General features: G+C 40.2%; 13 protein-coding genes. 3 read left to right on the plus strand and 10 right to left on the minus strand.

Translation table 11 applies throughout. The annotated features are described in order from the left end of the window. Nucleotides 1–253: 253 nt before the first annotated feature. Nucleotides 254–1,759 (plus strand): serine hydrolase domain-containing protein, encoded by a 1,506-nt coding sequence (locus tag G585_RS0113050; RefSeq protein ID WP_022775567.1) that lies wholly within the window; start codon nt 254–256, stop codon nt 1,757–1,759. Nucleotides 1,760–1,831: 72 nt separating this feature from the next. Continuing rightward, entirely contained in the window at nt 1,832–2,098 is a 267-nt protein-coding gene (locus G585_RS0113055) for a hypothetical protein (RefSeq protein WP_022775568.1), read from the plus strand. A 466-nt stretch (nt 2,099–2,564) separates the two neighbouring features. On the opposite strand, the gene rlmD is transcribed toward G585_RS0113055, so the two are convergent. From rlmD to G585_RS0113075, 3 genes are all read right to left on the minus strand, one after another. Then, nucleotides 2,565–3,899, minus strand: coding sequence for a 23S rRNA (uracil(1939)-C(5))-methyltransferase RlmD (gene rlmD, locus G585_RS18135; protein ID WP_022775571.1), 1,335 nt, complete (start codon nt 3,897–3,899; stop codon nt 2,565–2,567). Nucleotides 3,900–3,959: 60 nt separating this feature from the next. Continuing rightward, the gene (locus tag G585_RS0113070) at nt 3,960–4,349 is read right to left on the minus strand and encodes a hypothetical protein (RefSeq protein WP_022775573.1); all 390 of its coding nucleotides are present in this window, start codon (nt 4,347–4,349) and stop codon (nt 3,960–3,962) included. Between the two features lie 86 nt (nt 4,350–4,435). Beyond that, on the minus strand, nt 4,436–4,957 hold the full coding sequence (locus G585_RS0113075) for a QueT transporter family protein (RefSeq protein WP_022775574.1): 522 nt from the start codon (nt 4,955–4,957) through the stop codon (nt 4,436–4,438). Between the two features lie 121 nt (nt 4,958–5,078). Between G585_RS0113075 and truA the strand changes: the two genes are divergently transcribed. Beyond that, on the plus strand, nt 5,079–5,831 hold the full coding sequence (truA, locus tag G585_RS0113080; protein WP_022775576.1) for a tRNA pseudouridine(38-40) synthase TruA: 753 nt from the start codon (nt 5,079–5,081) through the stop codon (nt 5,829–5,831). A gap of 65 nt (nt 5,832–5,896) precedes the next feature. Here the strand turns inward: truA and G585_RS18140 are convergent, their stop codons facing one another. From G585_RS18140 to G585_RS0113115, 7 genes are all read right to left on the minus strand, one after another. Further along, nucleotides 5,897–8,041 (minus strand): glycoside hydrolase family 2, encoded by a 2,145-nt coding sequence (locus tag G585_RS18140; RefSeq protein ID WP_022775577.1) that lies wholly within the window; start codon nt 8,039–8,041, stop codon nt 5,897–5,899. Nucleotides 8,042–8,084: 43 nt separating this feature from the next. Then, nucleotides 8,085–9,953, minus strand: a complete 1,869-nt coding sequence (locus G585_RS0113090; protein WP_022775578.1) for a glycoside hydrolase family 35 protein — start codon at nt 9,951–9,953, stop codon at nt 8,085–8,087. Between the two features lie 203 nt (nt 9,954–10,156). Continuing rightward, nucleotides 10,157–11,824 carry an ABC transporter substrate-binding protein gene (locus tag G585_RS0113095; protein ID WP_022775580.1) on the minus strand — a complete coding sequence of 556 codons (1,668 nt, stop codon included), beginning with the start codon at nt 11,822–11,824 and terminating at the stop codon, nt 10,157–10,159. Between the two features lie 152 nt (nt 11,825–11,976). Then, a complete protein-coding gene (locus tag G585_RS0113100; protein ID WP_022775581.1) occupies nt 11,977–12,903 on the minus strand; it encodes a carbohydrate ABC transporter permease in 927 nt (308 codons plus the stop codon). 19 nt (nt 12,904–12,922) lie between these two features. Next, nucleotides 12,923–13,876 (minus strand): ABC transporter permease, encoded by a 954-nt coding sequence (locus G585_RS0113105; RefSeq protein WP_022775582.1) that lies wholly within the window; start codon nt 13,874–13,876, stop codon nt 12,923–12,925. 263 nt (nt 13,877–14,139) lie between these two features. After that, nucleotides 14,140–15,195 (minus strand): LacI family DNA-binding transcriptional regulator, encoded by a 1,056-nt coding sequence (locus G585_RS0113110; RefSeq protein ID WP_022775584.1) that lies wholly within the window; start codon nt 15,193–15,195, stop codon nt 14,140–14,142. Nucleotides 15,196–15,339: 144 nt separating this feature from the next. Then, nucleotides 15,340–18,825: a hypothetical protein gene (locus tag G585_RS0113115; RefSeq protein WP_022775585.1), complete on the minus strand. Its 3,486-nt coding sequence runs from the start codon at nt 18,823–18,825 to the stop codon at nt 15,340–15,342. Nucleotides 18,826–18,834 lie beyond the last annotated feature (9 nt).

The raw sequence follows: 18,834 nt of genomic DNA on the forward strand, positions 1-18,834 counted from the left end.
ATGAAAGAAAACAGGGCGCATTATTTTATATTTACTGTGTCTTTGTGAATACTCCGAGATCTATCCGAAGGTATGGGTACTTCTGGATTTTATGCCACTCGCAAGAAAGTATATTTTTTTGTCATTTCATTCCCCAAATGTATAATCTCAAATCTACTTTACGTGGCGCCAATCTGTTACTTACTATTCTTTAATATGGATGTGATAATATGTATATGTTCAAAACATTACTTATACAACATAGGAGAATCATATGTTTTCATTTAACAGAGCCTATCCCGAAGATGTTAATGTTTCATCTTCTGCCATTAAAGATCTTCTGGAGTTTCTAGATAAGAAAGAAATCCCAATGCACTCGCTTTTGATCATGCGAAATAACAAGCTTATATTTGAAAAGTATTATGCACCGTATAAGGCAGATACACTTCATCGCATGTTTTCTATAAGTAAGAGCATCACGGCTCTTGCTGTATTTCTTTTGATAGATAAGGGGTTAGTTGGTATCGACAACTCCATAACTGACTATTTTCCTGAATACACAAATGAGTCCACTCACCAGTGGATAAAAGACACAACCATAAGAAACATGCTGGAAATGAGGACCTGTCACGCTTCTACAACCTATAAGATGGACATGAAATCAGACTGGGTAGAGAGCTTTTTTACAGTGGAGCCAACTCATAAACCGGGAACAGTTTTTCACTACGATACTTCTGCTGCCCATGTTTTATCCGCACTTGTTGAAAAAATGACTCAGATGCCAATGCTGGATTATCTGAAAGAAAACATTTTTAACTACATGGATTTTAGCAAGGATTCTTACATGGTCAAAGACCCTTTTGGTGTCTCTATGGGTGGAAGCGGCCTCGTGGCAACTCCTATGGACTTTATGAAAATTCTGTATCTTATCGATAAAAAGGGAACTATAGAATGTAATGATGGAGTCACAAGAACTCTTTTGCCATCTGACCTTATAGAGCTTGCAACCTCCAATATCAGCGATACCGTTATGACTGCTCCGATTCCAGGCGAATCCCAGGGCTACGGCATGCAGATCTGGCAAAATGAAAAGGGCGGCTATGTTCTCTACGGAATGGGCGGTCAGCTTGGAATAAGCATTCCTGACAAGAATCTTTTGGTGATCACAACCGCCGATACACAGGGAATTCAGGGTGGTAATCAGATTATTTATGATGGCATCTATCAATTTCTTTTACCTGGGATTGATGAAAAAGAGCCTGTCGGTCGTTTAAAAGCTCCATCAGAGGACTACGAAGATCTTGTAAGCTATGCAGACACTCTTTCCATTGCACCGCCAAAACTTGCTATAAATCACTCCTATACAAAATATAACACCAAAAAGTTGACCTCTGATCTGCATCAGACCTACGTACTTTTACCAAACAAGCAGGGATTTTCAAAGGTGCAGTTAGATATTTGCCCAGGTAGTAAGCAGAGCACGATCACATTTTTTACAGAGGACCCTGCACTTAAATCAGGTGCTTTTAAGCTAAACTTTGGTCTTGAGCACATGGAAGAAGGCATATTCCCAAAGTATGACAATCCATACACCGCCGGAGCCGTTTTCCTTCGTGAAAACGTGCTGTATATCCGTTTTCATCTGATTGGTGAAAGCGTTGGTTCCATCCGCATGGAGCTTTACTTTGGAAATAACGATATTACGATATTCATGCGAAAAATTGAAGAGACTTACTTCAAAGAATTTGACGGTCATTTATATGGAACATTGGAGAATTAATTATTCATTTAGGTTGAATTTAGTTTTGGCTAGTATCCTTTCCTTGTAAAAACGCAAGGAAAGGATTTTATTATGTCTTCAAGTATTCAGGGAATAAGTACATACCAGATGCAGCTTCAGTCATTAAGCACGAAAGTTAACGAGCTTTCAAGAGCCAGTAACATATCTTCTCAGGCTGCCGCTGCTGCATTAGAGCAGCAGGTATCAACCCTCTATAGCAGAATAAATACAATTAAGTCATCAAACACAGCTTACATGCTTAAACAGTCAGCATATGCTTATGACAAGAATGCCCAACTTCTAAACCAGGAAACTTCATCATTTGAAACCCTGGCGTAAGAGAAGTTATTCATACTCTTTTATCTGCTCATAGATCTGATTCGAAACTTCGCCAACAAACCAGCGCATCATTTCCAATAATATTTCAAGTTTTCCACCTGCCATTGCTTATTATTTCTTTTACTTTCTGTTTTTTCACCAGTCATACTGCCACTATGCAGCCATCAGCCAATATAGGCATTGCAATTATCAATTGCTGTTCTGCCTAAATCCAGTTCTCTTGCAATATAGGCAGAGTTCACCTCACTAAAATCAACTGCCACTATCACCGAAATTGCACAAGTAACAGAAATCATGCCATAAGCAGCAGACAACATGCTAAATGTAGTTAAACTTTGGAATATCAGCAGCGAAAAGATTAGAAATCATCACTGCTTGTCTTTCGAATGAAAGAATAGTAGCAGTCCGCCAAGAACAGCGGACTGCAAATTAAGCATATAATTGTTATCTCGCCAGAACAACAGCGTTAGCCTTCTGACGTCGTCCCTTCGGTCCTAGTCAAAAGTACAACCGTTTCTATCGACCTTGTAAAAGGGAACATATCCACAGGAATGGCCTTCTTTGCATTGAAGCCATTCTTTTTTAGTATGCCTAAATCCCTGGCTAAAGAATCCGGACTACAAGATATGTAAACCACCTTCTTTGGTGACAGGATTTTAAGTGATTCAATGAATTCCGGCGTAGAGCCTGCTCTTGGAGGATCCATGAACACTACATCAACCTTATCTCCTGATGCTGCCATCTGCTGCATAAATACAGTGGCATCGTTGTTATAAAAAGTAATGTTATCGATGTTGTTTATCTTTGCATTAAGGTTAGCATCCTTAACAGCATCCTTGTTAAGCTCAACACCAATGACTTCTTTAACATGAGGGCTTGCAATTATTCCAATTGTTCCAACACCGCAGTAACAGTCAAGTGCCACCTCATCACCTTTTAGTTCAGCCATTTCAATCGCTGTATTATACAAAACTTCCTGCTGAACAGGGTTTACCTGGTAAAAAGACTTAGGACTTATCTTAAACTTCATTCCACAGCAGATATCATAGATAAATCCCGGGCCATACATAGGCTTTTCCTTATCACCAAGGATCATACTTGTCTGTTTATCATTCACATTTAAAACAATTGTTGTGATCTCAGGATGAGCCTTTCTAAGGGCTTTTACAAAGTTATTCTTGGAAGGAAAAATAGGAGAAACCGTAACCAGAACAACCATGATCTCACCAGTGTTCTTACCAATTCTTATAAGCACATGGCGAAGAAGGCCAAATCCGTTATCCTCATCGTATGTCTTGATCTTAAAAGATTTAAGCATTCCACGGATAGTTGCTATGATAGCGTCTGCCTTCTGATCTTCCAAAAGACATGAATCAATAGGCACTACCTCATGAGTTCCCTCTCTATATATTCCTGAGAGTGGATTACCCTTTTTGTCATGAGTAAAAACAGCATGAACCTTGCATCTGTAATGTTCAGGCTCTTCCATTCCAACAAAAGAAGCAACTTTAGTATATGGCTCAAGAAGTTCCTTTACATGAGCATGTTTCTGTCTCAGCTGCTTATCATATGGAGTGTCGATCATCTGACAGGCACCGCACTTCTTAAAATACGGGCAGCGGCTTGCAGCCTGCGCTGTATCATTTCGTCTGGTATCAGTTTTTTTATTAAGACTTTTTCCTTTTGCCGATGATTTTTCTCTGAACTCATTATTTTTCTTGAAAGCGGGCTTTTTTCTATTTGCAGCCTCTTTTCCAGGTAATGATTTTTTATTACTTCCGCTATATTTCTTCTCAGCCATAATTTCTCCTACTTTTTAAGCAAAAGAAAAGGGGATTACTTAATCCCCTTTTCAACTATCTCACTCTTCATAATCATCCTGACTGGTCTCAAACTTCAGTTCAGGCATCTCAAGTCCATCACTCTCTTTAACAACTGAATCACTTCTCTTGCGAATACGCTCAGTGTTTTTCTCCTCGCCATAGTCCTTGAACTTAATTCCCTCTATTCCCTGAGCAAGAGCCTTGGCACGAGCTATCTCCCCTTTGTTGATCTTAAACGTGCAGACAATCTTGCTTCCGCTTCTGTCGAACAGTCTCTGTAAAAAAGACTTATCCTGCCACTCAATGAAATAGGAAATCCTGTGAGCAAGAAATCTTTCTTCCAGTTGCTTTTTGCTCTCTATGCTATAAACTCTGCAAAATGGTATCTCATTATTAAAAACCTGATTATTCTGGATTATTGATGACATAAGAACCTCACATTATATCTATTTGAACAGAAAACTCCTGCTCCAAATATAAATTATAGCGTAGTAAGCAATATCTTTCAAATCTATTATGCAACTACGTCATTCAGGCCAAAGATCGCGTTCTTTCTTGGCTCAAGAACAAAAAGAAGAATCATTCCCAAAATGTAACAGGAAATAATTTCTCCGGCACCAACTGTTAGTGTAAAGAAAAGAAGTGTTCCGGGAGCTTCATATACATGCATAAGTACCTGTGGAACAATGATCATATTGGCAACAATTGGTGGAATAGGGCAAAGCCACTTAGCAACAGGGTTCTTAACCTTTTTAGCGATCAAATATGTAAGAACCGCACCGATCAATGTAGCAAGTGATCCAAATACTGTATCAAGGAACATACATCCTGTAAGTGTATTACTAAGTATGCATCCAAGAAAAAGACCAGGAATTGCTGCTGGTGTAAAATAAGGCAGAATAGTAAGTGCCTCTGAGAAACGCACCTGAACAGCCTGATTAGCAAGTCCCAGTGCATTTGCAAGTAATGTCAAAACGACATAAAGTGCTGCGATCACTGCAGCCTGAGTGATAAATAATACCTTTGTGTTACGCATAAATTTCTCCTTTAGTTTTGTTTTGTGTCAGGAAGGTCTCGAACTGACATTTTTTAGTGCAACGTATGCTATAATAGCATTAGTTTTTGCTATTGTCCACCACTATTTTACGAGGTTTTTCATGAAAAGAAACTACAAATTTATCATAAGTTATGATGGAACACGTTTTTTTGGTTGGGAAAAACAGCCGGGTAAAGATATGACTATACAGGGGAAGCTCGAAACTGTTTTATCCAAGATGACAAACGCACCTGCTGATTCGCCAGTTAGCGTAATAGGCGCAGGAAGGACCGATGCCGGAGTCCATGCAAGAGCCACTGTAGCCAATGCTATTCTCGATACTGACATGACTGAAGAAGAAATCCAGGTTTATATGAATACTTATCTTCCCGAGGATATAAGCGTAAATGAAGTGAGGATCTGCTCTGACAGATTCCATGCCAGATACAATGCCCTCGGAAAAACTTACCGATACACCGTATGGTATGGCATCTCAAAGCCTGTTTTTGACAGGAAGTATGTGACTGTCTTAAACCAAAAGCCTGACGTCAGCAAAATGCGTGCTGCAGCGCAATTCCTCATCGGCACACATGATTATAAAAGCTTTTGCGGCAATAAGAAGATGAAAAAATCAACCGTTCGTTGTGTAGACACCATAAATATCGAAGAAAGCGGGAATTATATCCGCATATATTTCCACGGAAACGGCTTTCTCCAGAACATGGTACGTATCCTAACAGGAACTCTTTTAGAAGTTGGATACGGCAACATCCCTGTTGACTCCGTAAAAGAAATCCTTGAAGCCTGCGACCGCCAGAAAGCAGGCCCAACTGCCCCACCTCAGGGCCTTTGCATGATGAAGGTAGATTATTAAGCCAGAGGTAAGACACAACAAAAATAGGCGTGTGAAAAAATCATTTTTTCACACGCCTTCTATTATCAAATATTTATCTTTGCAAGAACATTGGACTTTTCAGCGATCACTTCTCTAACTGCTACATTTATCTTTCCTGTGGCCATTCTCTTGATATATATTACAAGCTTCCCATCTACAGTTTTTCTGTAATTGGCTGTATAAGGTGTAAGATCTGAAAGATCACCGTTATCGATTCCTGCCAGTTCTCCTGCTCCTGTAACCTGTACAAGAATATCTTTTTCAGGAAGATTTTCAGGAACCCTTACTATAACCTGATATATGTATCCAATCTCTTTGTGGTTCTCAATAAACTCTGACTTAAGGTTCATATCACAGCAAAGTTCCGGCTTCCAAAGCTCAACTGTAACTTCATCAGATTTCTTTTGTGTAAGGCCAACGCCTCCCCAAAGCTTACTTCTCTCAAAGAACTCTTCCTTGGCAAAACCAGCTGTAGTGATGAATCCGGCAAATGAACCTCTCACCGGCCATCCCTGTGCCTCACCTAAATAATCAATTCCCGTCCAAAGGAACTGTCCGCATACATAGTCGTTGTCCTTTACCACCTTCCAGGCTTCAAGACTGTGACCATTCTCACTTCCAAGGAAGGTCTTTTTAGGAAAGCGCTTGTGATCCTGCTCATACAAGTGCTCTTTGTAGTTATATCCAACCACATCAAGCTCATCAATAAATCCGATTCTTGTTGAAAGCTCAGGGAATGCCGCTGCAACAGTCACAGGTCTTGTAGAATCCTCATCTTTAACTATGGACACAAGCTCTTTTGCTATGACAGCAAGTCTCTCCATATTAGGCTTATTTACATCGTACTGTCTCTCAGCTGCCGGCTTGTTGTTATCATTGTTACCGGTCATCTCAGAGAACATAGGATGACAATATGGGTCATTGGGATAATCGATCTCATTACCAATACTGTAAAGTATTACAGAAGGGTGATTACGATCTCTTCTTATCATGGTGCGAAGGTCAATCTCATGCCACATTGGGAAATCTTCATAGTACCCCTGATGCTTTGGTGGATAAACGTTATGGCCTGTAGACCATTTATTCTTAGGATTTTCCCACTCATCGAATGCTTCATCCATCATCATAAAGCCAATCTCATCGCAGAGATCATAAAGCTCAGGCATATGAGGATTATGGCTGCATCTGATAGCATTGCATCCCGACTTTTTAAGGAGCTCAAGGCGCCTTCGCCAGACCTCTTTTTTCATGGCAGCTCCAAGGCATCCGCCGTCATGATGAACGCATACGCCTTTGAATTTCATGCTCTTTCCATTGAGCGAGAAGCCTTTATTAGGGTCAAAAGAAAAAGTTCTGATCCCCACTTTTCTGGTATCAACAAGATAGCTCTTTCCATCCACTGAAAGCCTTGTCTCTAAGGTATAAAGATATGGGGAATCCGGAGCCCAGAGCTTGGGGCTTTTAAAAGATCCGGATAAATCTATGATTTCTGTTTTACCCTCTGATGCAGAAAGCTCTCCCTGCATTACAAGGGCTATTTTTCCATCATTGTCAAGAAGCGTGCTCTGTGAAATGACCTTGGTCTTCTTTTTCTTGCCAATACCGGCTACTCCGCAGTAGATCTCATTTCTTACAGAAACCTTGGCAACTGTTTTTTTGCCGTCCTTTTCAACGCTGTCACACTTAAAGAAAACACCGCCTACAACAGGGGCTACCTGTTCAGAGATCATGAGGGTAACCTTACGTGTTATACCGCTTCCTGTAAACCATCTGGAGTCAGCGATGTCTGTGTGTACGACCTTGACGCTGATCTGGGTAAGTTCATCTCCAAAGCTTGCCTGACCTGAAATGTCATAGGCAATCTCAGAATAGCCATAGGGTCTTTTGCCCATAAAGTAGCTGTTGACCCATACATAGCTGTTTTTATATATACCATCGAATACGAGAGTGATCTTTTTTCCTCTGTATTCCTCGGGAATACGGATACTGATCCTATACCAGGCTATTCCACCGCGAAGATAACCTGTTCCACTTGAATAATCCTTGGAAAAGGGTGAAGTCACAGAAAAATCGTGAGGAACAGTTACGTCCTCCCAGCTGCTGTCATCGTACCCCTTGTACCATGCATCTTCACACTCTCCGTAGTGAAATTTCCAATTGTTTGTTAGCGTTAATAGTTTAGTATCCATAATTCCTCACTGGAATATTAAAGGAGAACCTCCCCAAGTGCTCTCAGCCTATATCCGGCTCATCCTTTAATTCTATAGTATCTGTATGCTTGCCATCTGTCTCAAAGACAATGATCTCATTTTCGCCGTCTTTAAGCAGTGGTGCCGGGATATATAATCTCTTCTGCGGTCCAATCTCCCAGAACCTGCCAAGATTAAATCCATTTAAGAATATAACACCTTTTCCCCATCCTTCAAAGTCCAAAAATGTATCACCTTTTTCTTTTACGTCAAAAGTGAATCTGTAAAAGGCCGGAGTTCCCTCTTTGTACTCCTTATTAAAATCGATTTTCTCAACATTATCAAGAGGAAGTGTATAAATATCCCAATCATTGTGGATATGTCCGTTTATCTGAACACATCTGCCTATGCCCTTTCGCTGAGTCTCCATGCGTGGTCCGAAGTTTACGCGTCCCATGTTCTCTACAAGGACATCAAATTTCTCATTAAGCCCTGTAAGAGTTCCGGTAGAAAGACCTGCTTCCCCAATCGCAGCTGCTGCAGTTTCCGGAGTCAAGCCTCTCTCCATCATGAATTTTCCGGCAAGCATCTGCGCAGGCTGACTGCAGGCAAGAAACTTCTCCATAGGAATGTTATGTTCTTCATCAAGTTCGTGGTCATAGAGCGTGATAAGAGGATTCTCATCCACAAAAACATTGGCCCTGTCTGCTGTTTCCCACAATTTAAGCTTGGCAATTCCTGCTTCTGAGTGAAGTCTTGATCTGTACAGGATGTAACCATAGCTCTGGTCAAGCTCCTCCATGTTTACAGTGTATGGAAGGTGAACAGGAGTACTGAGGTCATCTACTACAGAGAAAAGACTTACCTTTTCCTTACACTCAAGTTTTCCGTATACTTTTCTCTTGATATCCATAGAAAACTTAACTTCAGGAACGTCCACATACTTTGAAATAACTTCTTTATATTTCTTATATTTCTCTGTGATCTGGCCATCCTCTGTAAGGATTCCGTCATAATCATAGCTAGTAACATCAGGTGTGAGCTCGTTGTAATAATTAGAGCCATTCATGAATCCAAAGTTTGTGCCGCCCTCAAACATATAGATGCTGACATTTCCGAGCTCAAGCATCTTATCAAGATCCTCTGTACTCTGAACAAGATTGCCCTTCATATGGCCGCCGTTGCCCCAGTGATCAAACCAGCCAACCCAGAACTCGGCACACATAAGTGGTCCGCCATTTGCATAGTCTTTTATTACATCAAATCTCTCTTCTGTCTTGGAGCCGAAGTTGCCTGTGGGGTGCGCTCCCTCAGCATAGCCACCGCGATAGCTCTCGTGGTATGGTCCGTCAGAAGTAATAAGAGGCACTGTAACGCCATATTTTTTCATAAGATCAGACATGAACTTCATGTACTCATGATCATTTGCATAATATCCATACTCATTCTCAATCTGCATGAGAATAATGTTTCCGCCATTATCAATCTGGTACTTAGTGATCTTGGGTAAAAGAACTTTATAATAATCTTCTACTGCATCAAGAAATGGCTTATAACTTACTCTAAGGCGCATATTCCTGTCTTTTAACAGCCATGCAGGAAGACCGCCAAATTCCCACTCCGCGCAGATATATGGTGAAGGTCTTATTATAATATAAAGTCCAAGCTCTGTGGCAGTCTGGATGAACTTTTCCACATCACAGAAGCCCTCAAAATTGAACTGACCTTTTTTAGGTTCTGTGAGGTTCCATGGAATATATGTTTCAACTGTATTGCAGCCAAGAGCCTTTAATTTTTCAAGTCTGTCTCTCCAGTATTCAGGAACAGTTCTGAAATAGTGAAAAGAACCGGATATAACCTTAAATGGTTCTCCGTTAAGCATAAACGTATCTTTGATCTCAAATTTTCCCATAATATAATCTCCTATAAAGCTTGTTTTTATCCTTATATATCCACATTTTCACCCAAAATATAAATATATAAAGATAAAAGCACAAAAATCAGAGCGTTTATTATATCATAAAAAGCGTTTGTTTAAAGCAAAAAGGGAATACTGTCTAATTAACAGTATTCCCTTGTGAATTGCTTATAGGATGTTCTTAGCTTAACAAGTTATTACTTGTAAAGAGCATCGAACTGAGCCTGAAGCTCTGCTGTAACGTCATCAACACCTGCTGTCTTAAGAGCTGCCTGCATCTCAGCTACGATATCCTCAGCACTTCCGTTGTAAAGACCGAAGGAAATCTGCTTCATGTAGTTTGTATACTGCTCGTTACAGTTATCAATCTTACCCTGGATGCTGTCTACTTCAGGAACGAACTGACCATATGGATAGTCAATCTTGATCTTGTCATATTCAGCATAGAGCTTATCAATAGCATCCCAGTTTCTTGTAGCGTCCTTGATCTCAAGGTCGTCATTTCTGCCCCACCAGTAGTTTGTCATACCGTTAATGTTCTCTGTCTCAGAGTTGTATGAAGCTGGTGTTGTACGAAGTCCGTCTGCATTAAGCTCCCATGACTTTCCTTCAATACCATAGCAGAAGAGCTTGTAGCACTCAGGATCGTTTCTAAGAAGGTCATAAACCATAAGCGCACGCTCTGGGTTTGCACTTCCTGCAGAAATAGCCATAGCACCGTGTGTGATTGAAAGAGCTACAACATTCTGTGTCTCTTCGCCCCAATAGAAGAATCCTACTTCAGCTTCCGGATCATCCTGGAAAATTGTGTTTGCAGGAGTAGCTGAGCAAAGATCTGTCCATGTCTGTGTGTGGTGCTGCTCTACAGCAACATCGCCTACACGGAACTCATCACGGTTACTTCCTGATGTGTTGTTAAGTACGTCTGTTGGCCATACACCTGCTTCAGCCCATTCCTTCATGAGCTTAGCATACTCAACAAGTGACTCTGTCTCTGTCATAGCAGGAACAGTAATTGTGTAAAGGTCATCCTTTGTACCGCCCCAAAGAGCGCCTGAGCAGATACCATCAATTGGTACGAAGTTTGTATGAGATGCGATCCAACCGTTAGCCATCTGTGAATACTGTGTTCCGTCTGAATCCCAAACATACTTAAGATCTGTCTTGTTCTCTTTGCACCACTTTACATAGGTTGTCATATCTTCCCAGCTATGAACACCATTGGCAAGTCCTGCTTCCTTAGCCCAGTCAAGACGATAGATCCAGCCGTGGTTTGTCCACTGTGCATAGTTGTCTTCAGGCATAAGATAGATCTCACCATTGTATTTGCAAAGTTCCCAGTGATCTGCAGGAACACTTGCCCATGTCTGAGGTGCATATGTCTTAAGCATATCCTCTGAAAGCTCAAGGAAAGCACCATTCTTAGCATTTGGCCAAGCATCAAGCCAGTCAGATGCTGTACCTACAAGGTCTACACTACCGTCCATACGAGCAAGTGTAAGGTTGTAGTTTGAAAGATAATCTGTCCAAGGAATATAGTAAATCTGAAGTTCTGCATTAACCTTTTCTGTAAGGATAGCATTGAGCTTATCAAGCATCTCGTTAAGGTTAGCTTCCTTCTCACTTCCTGCCTCTGGCGGATCACCAGTTGTCATATAATTGATTACAACGTGTTCAGATGTGTCGATTGCAGCAGCGTCTGCGCTTGCAGATGAATCTGTGCTCTCTGTGCTTGTTGTTGACTCTGTCTGTGTAGCAGTTGTGTCACTACCAGTTGTTGTGTTCTCTGCTGTAGATGAGCCACAAGCAGCAATTCCCATTACCATGCTTACGCTAAGTAATGTTGCTAATAACTTTTTCTTCATTTCTTTCCTCCTTCTTGATGATAAGAAAATATGTATCTGAATCCGCATAGCGGATTTCATTTGAATTAAATAATAAGGAACTTAAGCTCTCGCTTCGCTCGCCTCAAGACGTTCGAACTAGGCTCGGAAAGACCTCGCCAAGTTCTCACAGCTCAGCCCTTTACCGCACCAACAGTGATACCGCCGATGAAGTATTTCTGAACGAATGGATAAAGAAGTACGATAGGACCTGTTGCAAGTACTGCGTTAGCCATCTTTACACTCTGCTCAGGAATATCTGTAAGTGTTACATACTGTCCTGCAACTGAGTTACGGAGCGCATCAAGCTTATTGACAATCTCATAAAGTGTGTACTGAAGAGGCTTAACTGTTACCTTGGCTGTAAGGAAAAGAGATGACTGATACCACTCATTCCAATAACCAAGTGCAAGGAAAAGACCTATTGTTGCAAGTGCAGGCTTGATCATAGGAAGGATAAGATAAACAAATACTGTCATATCTCCTGCACCGTCTATTTTTCCTGACTCTGTAATCTCATGAGGAATCTGCTTAATGAAGTTCTTCATAAGAATGATGAGCCATGGTGACATCATAAGCGGAAGCAAAACTGCAAGATAGCTGTCAAGGAGCTTATATGTCTGTGTCATAAGCAGATAGTAAGGTGCAAGTCCTGCACTGAAAAGACTTGTAAAGTAAATATAGAAAGAGATTGCATTTCTAAGCGGGAAGTCTTTTCTCTGAAGGGCGTAGCCTGTCATCGCAATTATCAGAAGTCCGCATACAGTTCCAATAAGTGTCATCATGATCGTAAGACCATATGACTTCCAGATATTACCGCTTCCGATAACCATCTCATAAGCTTTCAGTGTAACATCTCTTGGAATGAGCTGAACTCCATGAGTTCTGATATATGATTCACTTGTAAAAGAGGTTCCGATGATAATGAGGAATGGGAATACGCAGGCAATTGCATAAAGAGTAACAAGTACATATCCAAGGCCTCTTACAACGTAATCCGATTTTCCAAGTTTAATCTTGGAGTTTCCTACTTCAAACTCCATATCTTTACTTTTTGCCATTTCTCAATTTCTCCTTTTTTTAGAATAAAGAGTAGTCAGGATCTATCTTCTTAACCGCAAAGTTAGCAAGCATAACGATAACAAAGCCAACTATTGACTGGTAGAAACCAACCGCAGAAGCAGTTGAGAAATTGAAATCTGACATTGTAGCTCTATAAACGAAAGTCTCGATAATATCTGTTGTTTCATAAAGAACTGAGTTAGAACCTATAATGTTCCAGAACAGTCCGAAGTTACCTCTAACGATTCCACCAAGTGCAAACAAAAGAAGAATAACAATTGTAGGACGAAGTGATGGAAGGATAATGTATCTGATACGCTGGAATGCATTGGCACCATCGACCTTTGAAGCCTCAATTATCTCAGCATCGATACCACAGATTGCTGCAAAGTAAACAACTGAGTTGTAACCTGTCTGCTGCCACAAGTGGATCAGAACAATGAGCCATGGCCAAACAGTCGGATCTGAATATGGCTGCCATTTTGCCTTACCAAGTGCTGTAAGGATCTCGTTAACAAATCCTGTATCGTAGTTCAAAAGGGAATAAACTAAAAGGCCTACCAAAACCTGGGAAATAAAGTAAGGTAAAAACATAAGTGTCTGCGATACCTTCTTAAACATCTTGGCTCTGATCTCATTAAGCAGGATAGCTATAAGAACCGCTACCAGGTTACCAAGAATAATAAATGCCAGGTTATAAAGAACTGTGTTTCTTGTCAGGGAAAAGAGCTTTCCTGATTCTGCAAGGAATTCAAAATTCTGAAGTCCTACAAACTTACTTCCAAAAATACCTTTACGATAGTTGTACTTTACAAAAGCAACCCAAATACCAGGCATAGGCATGTAGCTGAACATAAAGAAGAATACTACAGCCGGTAAACACATAAGTTCAAGGACTCTGTATCTCCATAGTGTCTCTAAAAGACCACGTTTTCTGACTCCTGTAGAAGTTGTCTTGCTTCTTTTTATCATAATATCCTCCTACTAATACTCTTTCAGTTGCAATATTTCACGGCACAGTCCCCATATTGTGCATTATTACCTTGTGCAACCGATTTCATAATATTATTTAAACATAATTAACATATTATTTCAACGCGATTTTTGAAACCGATTGCATTTTTGGCGATATGCAACAAAAAAACGGAGTTATTATGTTAACTCCGCCTCTTTTTTGTTCAAAATGCCAAATCACGTATGATTATTGTATATAATTTCACAAACCCTGGAACCATTTATACATCACCAGCAAGTTTCCCTGAGCTTTCTCTGACTACCAGCTTAGGGCTTATCATCTGCGTCATTTCTACATCTTTTCCCTCTGCTGCAGCCACTGCTGTCTCGATAAGAGCCCTTCCATAGCCCTCATAGTCATAATCGATACTGGTAAGCTTTGGAATAGTAAGCTCAGCAATGTATGTATTATCAAAGCTCACAAGGGATATATCTTCCGGAATCCTAAGTCCATGCTCTTTGATTGCCCTTACTGCTCCACTGGCAGCAAAGTCGTTTATTGCTATAATTGCTGTGGGTCTCTCATCAAGGTCCAGCACTTTATTTGTGCATTCATATCCTGATTCAGGATCATAGGTGCCGTTTACCACATACTCTCCTCGCTCTTTAATTCCTTTTTTTCTTAAGTTTTCCTGGTACTTCTGATATTTGTTGTATGTAGATGCAACTTTCATCTCGCCGCCAACAAGAGCTATTTTTTCGTGCCCCAGTTCAAAGAGATGCTCCATAAGTATATCCATAGCACTTGATTCATCAATGATCACGCTGTGGACAGGCGCCTTATCAAGCTTTCCGGTGACGATAACCGGAGTTTTTTCGCAGATTCCTCTCACCTTCTCAGCATAGGAATCATCTGTTATAAGGTCATCTACTCTTCCGCCCATCTGGATGATAGCATCAACTCTCTGTTGCATCATGATATCAAGCTGAGCTCTTTCTCTTTCATTTTCTCCAAGGCTGTTAGAGAGAACCACGCTGTATCCGGCCTTTTCAGCTGCAAGTTCACAAGCCACAAAAAGAGCTGAATAATATGGGTTTCTCACATCAGCAGCAATTATACCAATATTTTTAGTAGCTGTGTCTGACAATCCCTTTGCCAGGGCATTTGGCTTAAAATTATATTTTTCAATTATCTTTTGGATTCGTTCTTTCTTTTCCTTGCGGACAGATGCGCTTCCATTGAGCACACGAGAAACAGTGGATGCAGATACTCCTGCCTCCTCTGCAATATCATAGATTGTTATGGTTTTTGCGGTATTCAGCTTTTCTTTTTCCATAAGAAACTCCGTCTTGGGGACTGTCTGAAACCGATTTCAAATTTAATATTACGAAATATGCTTTTTATTGTCAATATGGTAAATGAAAAAAAGATTCCTGTCAGTACCAAAAGATGTCTGACAGGAGTCTTTTAATCGCTGTGGTTATTTAGCAAGTTTACCATTGATAAGTGACTTATATTTAGGTTTTGTCCACTTACCTCCTTCTTTCTTTGCTTCTTCTTCTGGAGCTATATCATGAAGTCTAGGAGAATTCTTTCTCTGTTTGTTTACCTTATCAACAATAGCCTTCTGCTGTTCACTACTGAATCTCTTACTGTAATCCTCCTCGGCAAGAAGATAGTTTTCATCTTCATTACACAGGTATGACATTCCGGGATCCCACGCAAATTCAGTAATATCTTCGAATTTATCGTAATCCTTTTCATCAAGGAAGAACTTTGCCCTTGGATCATTTGCATCCTTATATTTGTCCTTAAGCCAAGGTTCTGCTATCTTTCTGGCTTGTTCAATCTGGTCAAGATAAGAGTCAATACGTTTCTTCATAGCCTCTATACGCTCTGTATCCCACTTAAGATCAAGCAATATTGCCTCTTGAGTTTTCCATGTATCCTTCATATTTTTAATGGACTCATAGGCAGCTTTATCCATATGAAGAAGCGTTGGTACATCACCTTTAAGCCTTGCACGTTTCTTATTTATCTCTGCTATGCGCTTATCCTCGGCAGCTTCAAATTCTTTTTCATCTAATGTCGGTTCTTTACCTTCCCGCAGACGGATCTTATTTCTAAGCACCTTCTGGACCTGTAGGTCATTTTTAATAAAAGTTGAGGTTCTATAGAATATCATCTGCATTTTGAAATCAAATTCGCCGCCCTGCAGGTTATCAATCGTTACTGTACCTACAGGACTCCCTGCATTTGCAAATTTCAGTTTATTTCTCTTTTCTTGAGATAGCAAGTTTTTTACCTGCAAAGGCACCATGCACTCTTTTGATTTTTTATCACTGTCAACCTTAACAAAGGCATCGGAATTTTTGGCAACACATCTGTCATATATGTCTTTTAAATCCTGCAGAGCCAAAAATGCATCAGCACGCTGATCCACGTTCTCAGATTCTCTGTATTTTATAAAAGTATCAAAACAGCTATTGATTTTTGCCTTGTCATCTTGTTTTATCCCAGCTGCCATGCTAAATAATTGCTTGTATACATCTGTATGCTGCGTTAGATCTCTAAAGAAATTAGAATAGAGAGCCGAATCGTTAAATGGGTCCATATCAGTCTCATTTGTGTTGATACTATATAAACCAAAGGTACACTTCCACTCATGCTCTTTTTTGTATTTTTCCCTTATAACAGGCTCTCCCACCTTTTCAATCGGTGCTTTGTCCAGTATTTTAGGAACATATTTTTTTCTAACCGGTTTTGTTCCGGACTTATCCTCCAGATAGTCAAACTGAGTACTGTTCTCCTCAATATTGGTAAAGATTGGAGGCAGGAAACCATTCTTCTTTGCTATCTTCTTGCCATCAGCACCTGTCTGCTCAAAATCTTTTTTCTCAATTCCTTTATCCTTAGAAAAAGCCTGATCATGGTCATAAGACATGATGCTTACTATCTTAATACTTCCAGCATTTTTTAACTTTTCCAAAGCTTCCTGTGAATTAGGGTCACTTTCAATCAGATCAGTAATGTCCGGCTCAGTTTTACACTTAAAGTTTCTCCAGTGTCGATCTGTCTGAAGGCAGACTGTATCAAGCATCTGAAGTCTCGTAAGCTGTCTTACCGCATTTGGTGAATACTGAAGCTTTGCTCCACTCTTTTGAGCAAGCTCTACAAGCTTAAGCATTTCAAGTCCGGGTGCCACACTCATAAGTGTACAGTTGACATCCTCTTCCTTCTCACTGCCTGCAAGCTTCATTTTTACTACAGAAGACTGGGAAGATGTAATTACATCCTGGAAGCCGAACTGTTTTGCAATTCTCCAGGTAGCTGTATTATTGGTAGCAACTACTACTTCTTCATTATCACCTTTATTAATTACTCCGCTGTTTTCTGTCATCTGACCATAAAGCTCGGCATCCTTACCCATAGTTCTAAGAAGCAGCCTTCTAAGACCAAGTTTTTTATCTGCATGATCATCGCACAGCTCTACCAACTTATTTATCAGTTCAGAATCTTTTTTCTTATCAAGGCCAAGATCCTTAATATTTTTTAACAGCCAGTCCTTTTCAGTAAGCTCTTTAAGGTCATCAAACTTTTTATCAGCCTTTTCCTCAACAGCTACCTGTCCGCCTGCCGCAGGAGCGTTCTGAGGATTTTCCATGGTCCTCAAAAGCATTTTTACGTATGCTATGGCGCCATCATCTTTTTTTTCTTCTGCTTCCAGCGATCGCAGTTTATTCCTGGTTTCTTCAATCATCGCTGGGTCTATAGCTCCGCCACTGCTTGCAGCCTCCTGTATACGTATTTTTACAGACTTAGAAAATTTTACAAATTCATTATATTCAGATAATCTTTCATAGAATTTGTTAAAATCATGGCCAAGGAATTTAAGATAGCGCTTTTCAGTAGCTATCTTATCAGACTGAGTAACCTTATCATCGCCGCTTCCATTCGGGTTAACAGTCAGTTTCTTTAGCATGTACTGCATAACTTTCATATCACTTTTTAGCTCTTTGTCGCTGAGCTTTTCAAGTCTCTGTTCCTTTGTATCTGACCCGATATTACTCTTAACCTGTTTAATACGTCTGTCGAGATATGAACCCAGCTCATTGCTGATAAGAGGGAGGTTCTCTTTCATGTAATACTCGTTGCCATCTTTATCCTTAAGTCGGTATACAGTGGTTGTATTACCTTCTCTCTCCATTTTGCTTTCGGATATCTTAATACTGTGCATTTGAAGCAAAAGATCAGAGCCGGTCTTTATATTGTCTATTTGCTCTGCAAAAGCACCACTCTTCATCATTTCTGTAGCCTGAATGATAAGAGCTTTTTCTTCACGGAGATTCTCATAAAGAGCCATGACTTTCTGCTTTCTTCTTATTCCTGCAGCAAACCATGGATTTTTATGGCTATCTATATAGTCATTGCAGGCTTTTATGGCATCATCATAAGCCTTTGAATACTGCTCTTTAATGGCACTTGGATTAACTCCAAGTTCACCTCCTTCTCTTTTAGGAAGCTCAGCCTTCATAAGATTATAGATGGTATTCACCTTTTCTTTTACCTGCTGCATGGACTTGGAGTCCTTGGAATACCACTTGCTGTCCTGATCAAGAAGCTGTGTCTGATTCTCGATCACAGACCTTCTTGTCTTATTCCTTTCTTCAAAAGAAAGCACTTCCTGTGTCTCAGTAGTCGTCTTTATAGACAGCTTATTAACAAGCTCATTATTTGTTGTTTTTAGCTGAACTTTCTCTTCTGCAGACAGAGCTTTAGGCAGCTTTTTCCAGGCATCTTTATGTGCTGCTACAATATTTCTTGTATCTTTTGCATCAGTAGGAACAAAACCATTCTGAAGTCTTAATCTATCTTCATTTTGCAGATTAGCAAAATCAAGCTGTTCATTATTAATTTCAAAAACATCATTATTATGTTGTTGCTGTAAATTCTGATGAGGTAACATCTATTCAAT

Source organism: Butyrivibrio sp. AE2015 (assembly GCF_000420825.1).
Lineage (GTDB): Bacteria > Bacillota > Clostridia > Lachnospirales > Lachnospiraceae > Butyrivibrio.

What these genes read in the sequence shown, in the direction of transcription:
- G585_RS0113050 (WP_022775567.1), top strand. Translation starts at nt 254, where the DNA reads ATGTTTTCATTTAACAGAGCCTATCCCGAAGATGTTAATGTTTCATCT.
- G585_RS0113055 (WP_022775568.1), top strand. Translation starts at nt 1,832, where the DNA reads ATGTCTTCAAGTATTCAGGGAATAAGTACATACCAGATGCAGCTTCAG.
- rlmD (WP_022775571.1), bottom strand. Translation starts at nt 3,899, where the DNA reads ATGGCTGAGAAGAAATATAGCGGAAGTAATAAAAAATCATTACCTGGA.
- G585_RS0113070 (WP_022775573.1), bottom strand. Translation starts at nt 4,349, where the DNA reads ATGTCATCAATAATCCAGAATAATCAGGTTTTTAATAATGAGATACCA.
- G585_RS0113075 (WP_022775574.1), bottom strand. Translation starts at nt 4,957, where the DNA reads ATGCGTAACACAAAGGTATTATTTATCACTCAGGCTGCAGTGATCGCA.
- truA (WP_022775576.1), top strand. Translation starts at nt 5,079, where the DNA reads ATGAAAAGAAACTACAAATTTATCATAAGTTATGATGGAACACGTTTT.
- G585_RS18140 (WP_022775577.1), bottom strand. Translation starts at nt 8,041, where the DNA reads ATGGATACTAAACTATTAACGCTAACAAACAATTGGAAATTTCACTAC.
- G585_RS0113090 (WP_022775578.1), bottom strand. Translation starts at nt 9,953, where the DNA reads ATGGGAAAATTTGAGATCAAAGATACGTTTATGCTTAACGGAGAACCA.
- G585_RS0113095 (WP_022775580.1), bottom strand. Translation starts at nt 11,824, where the DNA reads ATGAAGAAAAAGTTATTAGCAACATTACTTAGCGTAAGCATGGTAATG.
- G585_RS0113100 (WP_022775581.1), bottom strand. Translation starts at nt 12,903, where the DNA reads ATGGCAAAAAGTAAAGATATGGAGTTTGAAGTAGGAAACTCCAAGATT.
- G585_RS0113105 (WP_022775582.1), bottom strand. Translation starts at nt 13,876, where the DNA reads ATGATAAAAAGAAGCAAGACAACTTCTACAGGAGTCAGAAAACGTGGT.
- G585_RS0113110 (WP_022775584.1), bottom strand. Translation starts at nt 15,195, where the DNA reads ATGGAAAAAGAAAAGCTGAATACCGCAAAAACCATAACAATCTATGAT.
- G585_RS0113115 (WP_022775585.1), bottom strand. Translation starts at nt 18,825, where the DNA reads ATGTTACCTCATCAGAATTTACAGCAACAACATAATAATGATGTTTTT.